Consider the following 15,151-nt stretch of genomic DNA (forward strand, 5'->3'; position numbering starts at 1 on the left):
GCAGTTATGCCGATTTATCGCTCATATTACTGAACCAATCGCCAATTACTTACGTAGCTTCTTCGGTGGTTTCCGATCCTTAGTACGCGTTAAGTATAGTGAGGTTGATGTCATAATCATTAAGACCACTGTATAGACGAAAATCATGGCCTTGGCACTAGTCGTAGCCGTTTCCGTACTTGCCGACCGCACGACAATTCCCAACGGAGTGAAAAGCGGATGGTAAAGGAAAACGGATAGGTCGTAATCCGCTAACAGAGAATTAAAATTGAGCGCCATTACTGACATGAGCACCGGTAGCAAGAATGGAATAATCACCCGCGTCATGGTATAGAAGGTTGACGCCCCCATGCTCTTAGCGGCCTCTTCCATATTATTATCAATACTGAAGAAAGCAGCCCTCGTCATCCGATATGAGAATGGCATTTTCACTACTACATATGCAATTAGCATAATCGCCAAGGTTCCAATCAGCACTCGATTGAATACAACAGCTTGCGGGTTATTGAAATAAAAGAGAAAGGCTACAGCAATCATGGTGTTTGGCAAAATCCATGGCATTAAAGCGCCCCATTGAAATAGCTTGTCTACTTTGTACTCAGCCTTATGAACTAACCGGGCAATAACAACCCCCAAGAGCGTCACAATCACTGCAGCCAAAGCAGCATACACAATGCTGACTACATATGGCATAAAAGATTCCGCATTGGTAAAGAGTTGGCTATAGTTTTTCAAGGTGAAATTACTAAAATCAAGTTGCCCTTTTTCAATAGCCACTGGGTCTTGGAAGGAGAACAAGATAATTAGCACTACCGGTAGCATATAGATTAAGAACAGAACATATGCCACTAAATGAGCAATTGCATTCCACAGAGGAGATTCAATCTTTTGCTTTTTGAGTCGAGCCTTCGTCTTGCTTATTGAGATGTAATTCCCATTCCGCTCAATACGACTTAGTACTACTAGAAGTGTAATTGTCATAATAGCTAAGAAAATTGCTAAGACCGCTGCAATATCTTTTGAACTACTAGACTTGGCAAAAGTGATAATCATAGGGTTAATGGTTTGGAAGTCCGCTCCCCCTACAATCAGCGGCGCCGAAACTGCCGATAGCCCCGATAAGAAAGTAAAGATCGTCAAGGCAAAAAGAGTTGGTTTCAGGGTTGGTAAAACTATCTTCCAGAAAACTGTGAAAGGCTTAGCCCCCATATTTCGCGCTGCTTCAATCGTGTGGTAGTCTACGTTTCGAACTGCACTAGTTAAAAACATAATATGGTTGGAAGTACTAGAAAAAGTTGCTACAAAGAGTACAGCTGCGAATCCTACAAACCATTGCCGATTAAATCCCGGAATAAAGCTTGCCATCGCATTAGTTAAGAAGCCAGTATCCCCATATAGGAATTTGTAGCCAGTAACTAAGACAACCCCACCATATATCAAAGAGGTCATATAGCCTATCTTAAGCATTTTTGCCCCTTTCAGATCCCAGTACTCGGTAAATAGAACTACTAAAGTCCCTACCACATTAATAGTGACCACCATAGAGCATGCTAAAATAAAACTATTAAAAATACTCTTTAGAGCTCGTTCAGATTTCAGGACTTTTTCAATCGCTCTAAAGGATACTTGTCCGTTATTGACGAAGACTGTATAGAGCAAATTAAAGTTAGGCAAGACAATAAAGGCCAGAATCAGCCAAACTAGCAATAAGCGCAAAGCAATCTTCTGTACGATTTTACGGTCGAATTTCATAGGAGTACCTCCTAAAACTGCAGAATATCTGCAGGATTCATAAAGACAGAAATTTCAGACCCAATCTCACGTTTAGAGAATCCATCATTTTTATCTATAATATGAATATGCTTCCCATTGGTTAATTTGACGGTGTACTTGAGAAGAATACCATCAAATTCCATATCCAAGACAACCCCTTTAGTCTCCACATCATTTGGATAGTCTCGATTGAAACGTACACGTTCCAATCTAATATAGCCGGCCTTATCCTTAAAGGTATGGCCTGAAGATTGGCTTAGCATCAGCATCGTGCCCTCATCAAGACGATTGTTGTCTCCAATAAAGTCACAAACAAACTCTGTTTGAGATGCGTTATAAACTTCACTCGGTGTCCCGACTTGTTCAATTTTCCCGTTATCGAAAACGGCTATGCGGTCAGAAAGTGTCAAGGCCTCTTCTTGATCATGCGTAACATACAAAGTCGTAATTTTGAAGTCCTTTTGGAGCCTCTTGAGTTCCTTACGCAAATCAACCCGAAGCTTAGCATCTAAGTTGGATAGAGGTTCATCAAGGCAGAGAATCTTAGGCTCTAAAACAAGTGCACGCGCTAGCGCCACACGTTGTTGTTGTCCCCCAGATAGTTCCGAGACATTGCGCTGCAATTGCTTCTCGGTAATCTTAATTTTCTTAGCAACTTCATTTACTTTCTCACGGATAATTTCCGGTTTCATCTTCTTGACTTTGAGACCAAAAGCAATATTTTCGTATACTGTCATAGTTGGGAAGAGGGCATATGACTGGAAGACAATCCCAATCTCTCGGGCTTCAGGCTCTAATCGTGTGACATCTCGGCCTCCTACTTCAATCTTACCGCGCGTTGGAATATTAAAGCCCACCAGGGCGCGCAAGGTCGTTGACTTGCCACAACCTGAAGGGCCCAAGAAGGTGAAAAATTCACCTTCTTGAATCTCTAAATTCAGGTTGTCCACAGCCACAAAATCACCATAACTGATTTGGATATCTGTGAACTTGATCATTGTGTAATCTCCTCTTCTTGTTTATAGCCTAAACGTTGATTATTGGATAAATTCTAGGGTAACCTTTTCTACCCATTGGTCAATGTGTTGACCAACAAATTCCCAGTCAATATCTTGTTGTTTAGTCTTTGAAGCAAACTCTTTAACGTAATCTGGAGCTTTTTCCAAAGCCTTTTTATTCGCAGGAATTGTACCGAATTGATTGCTCCAAGCCAATTGTGTTTCGGCGCTACCGAACCAATTGATGAATTCCTCAGCTAATTCTGCTTTCTTAGAGTTTTTAACAATCCCTAAATGTTCAGAAACGAAAGGCATCCCGATTTCTGGTTGCATAAATTGCATTTTAACGTTGCGTTCTTTCTCTAGTTGAAGTAAGCCGTTCCCCCACATTTGACCGTACTTGTACTTACCTTCAATAATGGCGGTGCGGTGATCTTCCCCTTCAGTATAGATATGGGCATTTTGAATATATTTCTTAACTACTTCCCATCCTTCTTCTGATACTCCAAGCTCACCATCTTTGTCTGCGTAACGCGCTAGGATACTAGCCAAAATCATTTTTGGCGTCCCACCTGAGAGAGCAAAAATCCCGTACTGATCTTTATACTTAGGATCTGTTAAATCAGTCCAGTCTTTCGGCATAGTTTGCGATTCATTCCCCATCAAAACCAATGGCACGACCGTAATTGGCCAATAGTTTCCGTCTGGGTCTGCGAGCCCCTCAGTTACTTCATCTGCCCAAGCCGGCTTATATGGTTTCAAAACATCTTCTTTTTTAAGCTTATTATATTCGATAACATTTAAGCCAAAAGTTACATCTGCAATTGAATTATTTTTTTCCCCAATTAATCTATCAGCAATCTCCCCACCGGGAACTTCAACAATTTTAATTTTAAACCCTGCTTCTGCAGCTTTTTCAATTAACCAATCGCCACGTCCGCTAGATACTGCATTCGAGTAAACAACGAGCTCTTGCGACTTGTCTGCTTCAGCTTGAACTGCAGTAACACTTGCAACCGTTGAGAATACTGCTAACCCAGCAAACAACATCTTTAACTTCTTAAACATTTTAATCCTCCTTATTTTTGGCAGTTCTGGCGATAAGCTGCGAGCAGAAATGGCCAGTCTGTTTGAATAACATCTGGACGATGTGCCACAATATGTCCCCATCCCTCTGATGGATTGAGAACGGCTTGGTCCTCGTCAAATTGATAAAAAAGATTGTGTCTTACTCCAATATTAATACCGTTAAGTAACACTAGGTATCCAGCTTCACGGAGCGAAGATCGCCAATCAGCAGCAAGCAGAGGTGAATTTTCCTCTGTCGGCAATAACTCCGCTCCAATACAATGAACATAAGGATAAGCATCAAAATAGGACATGTCCATTTGTTCGCGTAAAATCGGCATGTAAAACACATCGAGTCTATGCGAATTCAACTTATCCAACAGTTCATCTTCTAGTGGACTTTTGAAGAATACGCGATCTAGTGTTTGTGTATCTACAAATAGTCTCATAAAAGCTGGGTCGTCCCAATAAAACCATGAACGGTCAATGTTTACCAGCCCATCAGCTGGCAACCAAGCAAGAAAATCACTCAGCTTCTCTAGATGATATCCCGAATCATCACCAATCCCATTCAAATAAGCGAGTGCATCAATCTCAGCGCTAGTCAATTTTTCTAACGAGCCATTTTCTACCCCTAGTAATCTTTTCTCGTTGTTATGATGGAACAAATAGTAGACCCCATCTTTAGAACGAGCAATATCTACCTCTACTAAATCTGAGCCTAACTGATAGGCCAACTGAGTAGACTTTATCGTATTTTCAGGGATGTTTCCTCCTCTCATACCACGATGGGTTAAGATTAAGAATCCTTTTTCTCTTAACCGTTGATGAAATAATGTGTCCTTCATCAATACTCCTCCTCAAAACAGAAAACGCTAACAATTGTTTACGAATTCATTTTACACGCATTTTTGACTCGTGTCAACTATTTTTTGTAAGGGTATTCTTGAGTGCGGGTAAAGCTCCTAACTATCGTGTTTATAGCGCTAATTTCCAAGTAGATTCGTTAAACCCTCCTCTTACTTCAAGTAAAAAAAGAGGACTTATATAGAAGTCCTCTTTTGACACACTTATTTTATGAATGGTGGCGCATGGTTGGGAATAGGAGGACGTCGCGGATAGCGGTAGCGCCCGTGAAGAGCATTACCAGACGGTCAATCCCTAAGCCCCAACCGCCTGTTGGTGGCATCCCATATTCCAGCGCTTCAATGAACTCATCATCCATTGGTTGAGCCTCATCGTTACCCTTGTTCTTTTCTTCCATTTGCGCTTCAAAACGTTGACGTTGATCAATTGGATCGCTCAACTCTGTGAAGGCGTTGGCGTATTCTTTCCCTACAATAAAGAGCTCAAAACGGTCAGTGAAGCGTGGGTCTTCTTCGTTCTTACGCGCCAATGGTGATACTTCCACTGGGTGTCCGTAAACGAAGGTTGGTTGGATACACTTATCTTCACAGTGCTCTTCGAAGAAGGCGTTGATGACATGACCCACAGTGGTGTCGTGGTCGTTGAGTTCCACACCATGCTCTTTAGCCAAAGCTTTGGCTTGGTCGAAGTCCATAGCTTGCCAGAAGTCCACACCTGTAACTTCCTTAATCAAGTCTACCATATGGCGACGCGCCCAAGGTTGACCTAACTCAATGGTGTGACCGTGATACTCCAAGCTAGTCTTGTTGAGGACACGCTCAGCTACATTCTTCAGCATGCCTTCAATCAAGTCCATGACATCTGTATAAACTTGGTAAGCCGTATAACATTCGATGGTCGTAAATTCTGGGTTGTGGGTGGTATCAATCCCTTCATTACGGAAGATCCGCCCTAACTCATAAACCTTCTCAATCCCACCAACTACCAAGCGTTTGAGGTGCAACTCAGTCGCGATGCGGAGATAGAGCTCCATATCCAAGGCATTGTGGTGGGTTACGAATGGGCGAGCGGTTGCCCCACCTGCGATGGTATGCAGAACTGGCGTTTCAACTTCCAAGTAGCCTTGGTCATCTAAGAAACGGCGGATTTCGCGCACAATCTTAGAACGCAAGATAAAGCGTTCGCGGCTTTCTTCGTTACTAATAAGGTCCAAATAACGTTGACGGTAACGTTGTTCTACATTGGTTAAGCCATGGTATTTATCTGGCAGAGGACGTAAAGCCTTGGTTAGGGGATGGAATTCTTGAGCGAAGACCGAAAGTTCGCCTGTATTGGTCTTGAAGACATAGCCGACAACGCCGACAATGTCGCCTAAGTCTGCCGCCTTAAACCATTGGTAGCTCTCTTCACCTACTGAATCTTGGCGGACGTAGATTTGAATCTTGCCATCCATGTCTAAGAGATGGGCAAAACCAGCCTTACCCTTTCCACGTTTGGAGACCATACGGCCGGCCACACGAACCGGGATTTTCTTTTCTTCTAAGGCTTCTTTATCAATCTCACTGTAGGCGTGCAAGATTTGGGCAGATAAATGGTCCCGGCTAAAGCCCGCTGCAAAAGGGTTCACGCCCGCTTCTGCCATTTGGGCCATTTTCTCACGACGAACCAAAAGCTGGTCGTTAAGTTCAGCCTGGACATCTTGATGTTGTTCAGTCATTTAATTTCCTCCTAGTGCTGTCTTGACGGCTCTTATCAAAAAAGCCCATACGTCTTTATTGTACCTGAAAAAAGCCTAAATGTCATGACTTTTTCACCTAAGCAGACAAAAATAGCGGGAGACAAGTAAACCACCTAGCTGGCGGACCAATACGGGGGCATCCGATTGGCCTAGCAAGCTAGGTGGGCGTAAGAGAATAAGCCAATTAGTGAGTTTCTTCCAAGACATGGAGGGTCAGCCGATCAAACTGGTGGGTATCATAGCCAAAACGTACCAAAACCTGTTTGATTTGTTGATTGGCATCCAAACAGAAATGACGGACCGACTGCTTGTCCAGCGAAATCACCTTCTGCATCCATTGCTGTTGGGCTTGGCTGAGAACTGAGCGGGCGCCTTCATAGCGAGACCAGTCGCCAATATCGTTGGGCAAGTGGCCCTTTTCTAGGCACCAGAGGGCCGACAGAATATTTCGCATCATCAAGATACATTGCATGCAGTAGTTAATCTCGCCTCGCATCATGCCTCGACATAGTGTATGCAGGTGGGCATAGTACTTGGTCAGATAGTGGTCAATCATAGCCTGATTGACTGACAATTCCAAGGCCAAAGAAGATTGGCGCATCGGTTCAATTATGCCTTCCGGGTCCCAAACGACTTGAATTTGTTTGAACCAGATACTTGGCTCAAGTTCCGAAGCATAGTAGGCCAGCACTTTCAACTTGATAAAATGCTCAAAGTAAAAGGAGGCATTGACGTCATTCAACTCTTCAATAAAGAGCAAATCAGGTGACCAGGTCGCCAACCATTCATAGACTTGACGTTTGGCTTTTTTGTCGATGACAATGAGACGGAGATCGATATCTGAGTAGGGATCGTCCTGACCTTGAAGCGTGTGGCCAGCTAGAAAAAAACCTCTCACCCAGGGCTCCTGCTCCAAATCTCGACAAAGGGCACTTAGAAAAACGGCGCGTTGTTGAATCAGCTCTTTTGTTACCATATGAGCACCTCCCTTTGCCTCTATTATAGCATATCACCCACAAAATAACACTGGCATACTCGAAAATTAAATGATTTTTGCGCCGTATTATTCGCTTTTTAATGAATCTTTTCGGAACTTCCCCAGAATCGGTTCCATTATCTTTCGTGCAATATTCTGCCTCATAGCTTGATATTTCTAAAAAATTTCATGATTTTTCAGCGTAAAAAATAGGCTGGGTATCTTCCCAGCCTATTGGCTTAGCACTTGAAGGTCTAGGCCTTAGCAGGTGCTTGATTTTCTAATTCAATGTCTTCGTCTTCCGCTTCGACAACAGGTGGTTGAATGTTGGTTTCCAACTTACGGTAACGGGTCATCCCGGTCCCGGCTGGAATCAACTTACCAATTGTAACGTTCTCCTTAAGACCAAGAAGAGCGTCTTTCTTACCGCGGATAGCAGCATCAGTCAAGACACGAGTCGTCTCTTGGAAGGATGCAGCAGAGATGAAGGACTTAGTTTCCAAGGCGGCCTTGGTAATCCCCATGAGGACTGGACGAGCTGTCGCTGGCACTTCACCGGCTTGAATAGCGTTGGTGTTGGCCTTGGCGAAGTCTGAGATATCCAGTAAGGCACCTGGCAAGATGTCAGTTGAAGCAGGGTCCATAACGCGAACCTTACGCAACATTTGACGAACCATTACTTCGACGTGTTTGTCGCCGATTTCTACCCCTTGACCACGGTAAACTGCTTGAACCTCGCGGAGCAAGTAGTTTTCTACGGTCAAGACATCGGTTACGCGGAGTAATTCCTTAGGATCGATTGAACCTTCAGTTAAGGCTTGACCACGTTCTACGCTGTCGCCTTCCGCAACCTTGAGACGGGAAGTGTAAGGTACATTGTAAGTGCGGGTATCCGTCACACCCTTAACCGTGATGTCACGGCTACGGTCGGATTCTTTCTCAACGATCGATTCAATAATCCCAGCCACTTCAGTAATCGTTGCTTGCCCTTTTGGATGACGAGCTTCGAAGATTTCTTGGATACGTGGCAAACCTTGAGTGATATCGCCACCACCCGCAACCCCACCGGTGTGGAAGGTACGCATGGTCAGCTGGGTACCAGGTTCCCCGATGGATTGAGCGGCAATGGTACCCACTGCTTCGCCGACTTCCACTTCAGAACCAGTCGCTAAGTTGCGACCATAACACTTCTTACATACCCCGTGGTTGGTATCACAGGTGAAGACTGAACGAATGGTTACTTCTTCAATCCCTGCTGCCACGATGGCATCTGCCATGTCTTCCGTAATAATGTGGTTAGCTTCTACTAATACTTGGCCAGTTTCTGGGTGACGAACCGTTTTACGTGCGTAACGCCCAATCAAACGTTCTTCCAGCGATTCAATGACGGAGTTACCATCCATAATGGCACGAACTGTCATACCACGGTCGGTACCACAATCGTCTTCACGGATGATGACATCTTGCGCCACATCAACCAAACGACGAGTTAAGTAACCAGAGTCGGCGGTCTTCAAGGCCGTATCGGTCATCCCTTTACGGGCCCCGTGGGTCGAGATAAACATTTCCAAGACAGACAAACCTTCACGGAAGTTAGAGGTGATAGGCAATTCAATGATTCGACCAGATGGCGCCGCCATGTTCCCCCGCATCCCAGCTAACTGGGTAAAGTTAGAGATGTTACCACGGGCCCCGGAGTCAGACATCATCGCGATTGGGTTCAGGCGTGGCAAGGACTTACGCAATTCTTCTTGAATTTGGTCCTTAGCTTGTTCCCAAGTCCGAATAACGGATTCGTAACGTTCGTCGTCTGTAATCAAACCACGACGGTATTGCTTGGTAATGTTGTCAACACGGCTGTGGGCTTTTTCTAAGATTTCGCCCTTAGATTCCAGACGTAATACGTCGGCCGCCCCTACGGTAATCCCGGCACGAGTTGAGAACTTGTAACCCAAGTTCTTCATGCGGTCCAACATAACAGAGGTTTCGGTAATCTTGAAACGTTTGAAGACTTGCGCGATAATGCGACCTAAGTCTTTCTTCTTAAATGGTGGAACTAAGTCCATCGCTGCAATGGCTTCTGGTACATTCACGCCAGGCTCTAGGAAGTACTTATCTGGTGTCTTCTCAGTTAAGTTCTCATGTGAAGGCTCATTGAGGTAAGGGAACTCTAATGGCATGATATCGTTGAAAAGCAATTTCCCAACGGTCGTTACCATCAAGCGTTCCTTTTGCCAATCAGTGAATGGCTTACCAACTAAAGCCTTAGCAGGAATGGCAATCCGGGTGTGGAGATGAACGTAGCCGTTTTGATAAGCAATCTCTGCTTCAGAGACGTCACTTACAACCAAACCTTCACCAATACGCCCTGCCTCTTCCAAGGTCAGGTAGTAGTTCCCCAAGACCATGTCCTGAGACGGGGTAACAACTGGCTTCCCATCTTTAGGGTTTAAGATGTTTTGTGCCGCTAACATGAGCAAGCGCGCTTCAGCTTGAGCTTCTTCAGACAATGGTACGTGAACGGCCATTTGGTCACCGTCAAAGTCGGCGTTGTAGGCTTCACAGACCAGTGGGTGCAAACGAATTGCACGACCTTCAACCAAGGTTGGTTCGAAGGCTTGGATCCCCAAACGGTGGAGCGTAGGTGCCCGGTTGAGGAGAACTGGGTGTTCCTTGATAACTTCTTCAATTACTGGCCAGATGGCAGTATCTTGAGTTTCAATCATGCGCTTAGCATTCTTAATATTGCCAGCAATGCCACGTTCCACCAATTCTTTCATAACGAAAGGCTTGAAGAGTTCGATGGCCATTTCTTTTGGCAAACCACATTGGTACATCTTGAGGTTTGGCCCCACGACAATTACCGAACGGCCAGAGTAGTCGACCCGTTTCCCTAAGAGGTTTTGACGGAAACGACCTTGTTTCCCTTTCAACATGTGAGAGAGAGACTTGAGCGCGCGGTTACCTGGGCCTGTTACGGCACGACCACGACGACCGTTATCGATTAAGGCATCGACCGCTTCTTGTAACATACGTTTTTCGTTTTGAACGATAATGTTTGGTGCACCTAAGTCCAAAAGACGTTTGAGACGGTTGTTACGGTTGATTACTCGACGATAGAGATCGTTCAAGTCACTTGTCGCAAACCGGCCACCTTCTAATTGGACCATAGGGCGAATATCTGGTGGAATAACAGGTAGGACATCCAAGACCATCCAAGATGGCTTGTTACCTGATAAACGGAAGGCATCTAAGATGTCCAAGCGACGAATCGCGCGCATCCGTTTTTGACCTGTAGCGGTCTTGAGCACTTCCTTCAATTCCGCACATTCTGCTTCTAAATCAACGGCATCCAACAATTCCTTGATGGCTTCTGCCCCCATTTTGGCATAGAAACGGTCCCCGTATTCACGTTTTTTCTCACGGTATTCCATTTCAGTCAGGAGAGACTTGCGTTCTAATGGGGTGTCGCCGCTGTCGATTACAACATATGAAGCGAAGTAGATAACTTCTTCCAAGAGTCGTGGACTCATGTCCAAGACCAAGCCCATCCGGCTTGGGATTCCTTTGAAGTACCATACGTGAGTGACAGGCGCTGCCAACTCAATATGCCCCATCCGTTCACGACGGACTTTGGCACGCGTTACTTCGACGCCACAACGGTCGCAGACCCGACCCTTATAGCGAATTCGTTTGAGCTTCCCACAGCTACATTCCCAGTCCTTAGTTGGACCAAAGATGCGCTCGCAGAATAAGCCGTCTTTTTCTGGTTTTAGCGTCCGGTAGTTGATGGTTTCTGGTTTTTTAACTTCACCATAAGACCAACTCCGAATTTTTTCTGGAGACGCTAAGCCAATTTGCATCGCTTCAAAATTATTTACATCGATCAAAGGGCTGACCTCCTCTTTCTTTTGTATTGTTCTGTTAGGATTGCCTGCCTAGCCTAAAGAGCTAGGCTAGGGGCTCCTAAAACTTAGTCTAATGAATCGAGTTCGTCTTCAACCGCTGAATCGATGAAGTCTTCCGCGATTGACTGGTCGTCTAAGTTGATCTCAGCCTTTGCTTCTTCACCTTCATCATCAGCTTCTGCTACATGATGGTGGGCCATTTGATCAGCCTTATAGCGGTCAAGGGCATTGAAGTTAATTACTTCATCCTCATCGTCGTCATCGCGTAATTCGATTTCTTGATCATGTTCATCTAAAACTTTGAGATCTAAACCTAAGGCTTGCAATTCCTTAACTAGGACGCGGAAGGATTCCGGCACACCAGGACGTGGAATTGGTTGACCTTTGACGATAGCTTCGTAGGTTTTCACCCGGCCGACTACGTCGTCAGACTTGTAGGTTAAGATTTCTTGCAGGGTATAAGCGGCACCATAAGCTTCCAAGGCCCAAACTTCCATCTCCCCGAAACGTTGCCCACCAAATTGAGCTTTACCACCCAATGGTTGTTGGGTAACCAGAGAGTATGGACCTGTTGAACGGGCGTGCAACTTGTCATCGACCATGTGGGCCAACTTAATCATGTACATAACCCCAACAGAGACTTTACGGTCAAATGGTTCACCGGTTCGACCATCATATAAGATAGTCTTAGCGTCAGCTTCTAAGCCGGCTTCCTTAACTGTTTCCCAGACATCTTCTTCACTAGCACCGTCAAAGACAGGTGTTGCAATCTTGATGCCCATTTCGCGAGCAGCCATCCCCAAGTGTAACTCTAGGACTTGCCCGATGTTCATACGGGATGGAACCCCTAATGGGTTCAACATGATATCAACTGGGGTACCATCTGGTAAGAATGGCATATCTTCTTCCGGCATGATAAGGGAGACAACCCCTTTGTTACCGTGACGACCGGCCATCTTATCCCCTTCATTGATTTTACGTTTTTGTACGATGTAGACGCGGACTAGCTTGTTGACACCTGGTGCCAATTCGTCGCCAGCTTCGCGGGTAAAGATTTTAACGTCGTGGACAATCCCGCCCCCGCCGTGTGGCACACGCAAGGAAGTATCACGTACTTCACGCGCCTTCTCACCGAAGATAGCATGGAGCAAGCGTTCTTCCGCAGACAACTCGGTCACACCTTTTGGTGTTACCTTACCAACTAAGATATCGCCGTCTTTTACTTCCGCCCCGATACAGATAATCCCGTCTTTGTCTAAGTACTTGAGGGCATCTTCGGACACGTTTGGAATTTCGCGTGTAATTTCTTCAGGCCCTAACTTGGTGTCACGGGACTCTGATTCATATTCTTCAATGTGGATAGAGGTATAAACATCGTCTTTGACCAGACGTTCAGACATGATAACCGCGTCCTCATAGTTATACCCTTCCCAAGTCATGAAGGCTACCAGTGGGTTTTGACCGAGGGCCATCTCCCCATTTTGCATAGATGGACCATCTGCTAAGATTTCCAAGGCATCAACTTGGTCGCCTAATTCTACGATTGGACGTTGGTTGTAACAGGTCCCAGCGTTAGAACGTGCAAACTTGGTTAAACGGTATTCGTCAACTTCACCTTCTGGAGTGCGCACGCGCACCTTGTTAGCATCGACATAAACCACTTCACCGGCGCGCTTACATAAGAGCGCAGCCCCAGAGTCGTGTGCTGCCTTATATTCCATCCCAGTCCCAATCAGTGGGGATTGTGGATTAATAAGTGGCACAGCTTGACGTTGCATGTTGGCACCCATCAAGGCCCGGTTGGAGTCGTCGTTTTCCAAGAACGGAATGCTAGCAGTCGCGACAGCGACAACCTGTTTTGGCGATACGTCCATGTAGTCTACTTGGTCAACGTTAACCTCAATGTTTTGTGAACGGAAACGCGCCATAACTAGGTCATTGGCGAAGGTCCCGTCTTCGTTGAGTTTAGAGTTGGCTTGGGCTACTACGTACAAGTCTTCCTCGTCCGCTGCTAGGTAGTCAATTTCGGTCGTGACACGGTGTGGCGTAACCGATTTGTCCACTTTACGGTAAGGCGTCTCAATAAAACCATACTTGTTAATCTTGGCATAAGAAGACAAGCTGTTAATCAACCCGATGTTAGGACCTTCTGGCGTCTCGATTGGACACATACGGCCGTAGTGAGAGTAGTGAACGTCCCGCACTTCATAGCCGGCACGGTCCCGCGTCAAACCACCAGGCCCTAAGGCTGACAGACGACGTTTGTGGGTCAATTCCCCGAGTGGGTTAACTTGGTCCATGAATTGTGACAACTGGGATGAACCGAAGAATTCCTTAATAGCCGCCACTACTGGACGAATGTTAATCAATTGTTGCGGTGTGATGGTCGCAACATCTTGGAGCGACATACGTTCACGCACTACCCGTTCCATCCGGGATAGCCCGATACGGAATTGGTTTTGCAATAATTCACCGACTGAACGAATACGACGGTTAGCCAAGTGGTCGATATCATCTGTCACACCAATTCCTTGGTCTAAATAGAGATAGTAGTTCATTGACGCAATAATGTCAGCTGGCGTCAAGCACTTAATCTTCTCAATGTTCCCGTTACCGATGATGTTAATCACTTGCTCGGCGTTCTTAGGTGAATAAACTTTGATGATTTGTAAATCAATTGGTTGAGCTACCACACTATCTTCAGAAGGATAGAGGGTTACCTTATTCAAGCCAGCCTCTAAGTATGGAATCAGGGCTTGAACACGTTCTTGATCCAAGACCGTTCCTTCTTCAAAGAGCACTTCGCCTGTTTCTGGGTTAACCAAGGTTTCAGCCAAAGTCAAGCCAACCAAACGGTTCTTGAGGTGGAGCTTTTTATTGATCTTATAACGACCTACAGGTGCTAAGTCATAGCGACGTGGGTCGAAGAAGCGCGCAACCAAGAGGTTACGTGAGCTTTCTGCGGTCTTAGGTTCACCTGGACGGAGACGCTCGTAAATGTCCTTCAAGGCTTCTTCCGTACGAGAGTCTTGAATGTTTTTGTGAACATCCTTCTCGATAGTTAAGTCTAAGAGCTCAGATTGGCCGAAGATATCATAAATCTCGTCATCTGAACCAAAACCTAAGGCACGCATCAAGACAGTCAATGGAATCTTCCGGGTCCGGTCAATGCGGACGTAGGCAATCCCCTTAGCATCTGATTCAAATTCCAACCAAGCCCCACGGTTAGGAATAACCGTAGAAGTATAGCTGTGGCGGCCTTTCTTGTCCATACGGTCGTGGAAGTAGACACCTGGAGAACGTACCAACTGGGAAACGATAACCCGTTCCGCCCCGTTGATAATGAAGGTCCCCATTTCGGTCATGATTGGGAAGTCCCCGAAGAAGACTTCTTGTTCTTTGACTTCACCTGTCTCTTTGTTGAACAGGCGCAAGGTTACATAGATTGGTTTTGAGTAGTTAGCGTCATGGCTACGAGCTTCTTCTAAGCTATACTTAGCTTCCTTGAACTCATAGTCTACAAAATGAAGTTCCAAGTTCTCCGAATGGTCGACAATCGGCGAAATGTCCTCGAACATCACTTTTAGCCCTTCATCCAAGAACCATTTGTAGGAATCCGTTTGGATTTCAATCAAGTTCGGCAACTCTAAGACTTCGTCGATACGCGCATAGCTTCGACGCTCAGCTTTTTTACCGTATTTCACGATATGACTCAAGCGATTCACCCCTATAATATAATCTAAGAACACCACTTTACATTAAGGTTACAATTATTAATAATTGTTGACAAATGACATTTTTCGGTCTTTGAAGCGCAAAAAAA

The 15,151-nt window shown here is 45.4% G+C and carries 8 protein-coding genes; all 8 read right to left on the reverse strand.

The window, feature by feature from the left end; genetic code table 11:
- Positions 1-45: 45 nt before the first annotated feature.
- The 8 genes from GCWU000182_RS09035 to rpoB all read right to left on the reverse strand — a co-directional run bounded on the left by GCWU000182_RS09035 (position 46) and on the right by rpoB (position 15,044).
- A complete protein-coding gene (locus tag GCWU000182_RS09035; RefSeq protein WP_023392503.1) occupies positions 46-1,752 on the reverse strand; it encodes an ABC transporter permease in 1,707 nt (568 codons plus the stop codon).
- 11 nt (positions 1,753-1,763) lie between these two features.
- On the reverse strand, positions 1,764-2,771 hold the full coding sequence (locus tag GCWU000182_RS09040) for an ABC transporter ATP-binding protein (protein ID WP_023392504.1): 1,008 nt from the start codon (positions 2,769-2,771) through the stop codon (positions 1,764-1,766).
- 39 nt (positions 2,772-2,810) lie between these two features.
- Positions 2,811-3,839, reverse strand: coding sequence for an extracellular solute-binding protein (locus tag GCWU000182_RS09045; RefSeq protein WP_023392505.1), 1,029 nt, complete (start codon positions 3,837-3,839; stop codon positions 2,811-2,813).
- 11 nt (positions 3,840-3,850) lie between these two features.
- Positions 3,851-4,687, reverse strand: coding sequence for a glycerophosphodiester phosphodiesterase family protein (locus tag GCWU000182_RS09050; protein ID WP_023392506.1), 837 nt, complete (start codon positions 4,685-4,687; stop codon positions 3,851-3,853).
- A 227-nt stretch (positions 4,688-4,914) separates the two neighbouring features.
- Complete coding sequence (lysS, locus tag GCWU000182_RS09055) at positions 4,915-6,423, reverse strand: lysine--tRNA ligase (RefSeq protein WP_023392507.1); 1,509 nt, start codon at positions 6,421-6,423, stop codon at positions 4,915-4,917.
- A 205-nt stretch (positions 6,424-6,628) separates the two neighbouring features.
- The gene (locus tag GCWU000182_RS09060; protein ID WP_023392508.1) at positions 6,629-7,420 is read right to left on the reverse strand and encodes a hypothetical protein; all 792 of its coding nucleotides are present in this window, start codon (positions 7,418-7,420) and stop codon (positions 6,629-6,631) included.
- 254 nt (positions 7,421-7,674) lie between these two features.
- Entirely contained in the window at positions 7,675-11,310 is a 3,636-nt protein-coding gene (rpoC, locus tag GCWU000182_RS09065) for a DNA-directed RNA polymerase subunit beta' (protein ID WP_035364961.1), read from the reverse strand.
- A gap of 83 nt (positions 11,311-11,393) precedes the next feature.
- Positions 11,394-15,044 (reverse strand): DNA-directed RNA polymerase subunit beta, encoded by a 3,651-nt coding sequence (gene rpoB / locus GCWU000182_RS09070; RefSeq protein WP_051372965.1) that lies wholly within the window; start codon positions 15,042-15,044, stop codon positions 11,394-11,396.
- Between the last annotated feature and the right edge of the window lie 107 nt (positions 15,045-15,151).

Source organism: Abiotrophia defectiva ATCC 49176, from assembly GCF_000160075.2.
GTDB classification, from domain to species: domain Bacteria; phylum Bacillota; class Bacilli; order Lactobacillales; family Aerococcaceae; genus Abiotrophia; species Abiotrophia defectiva.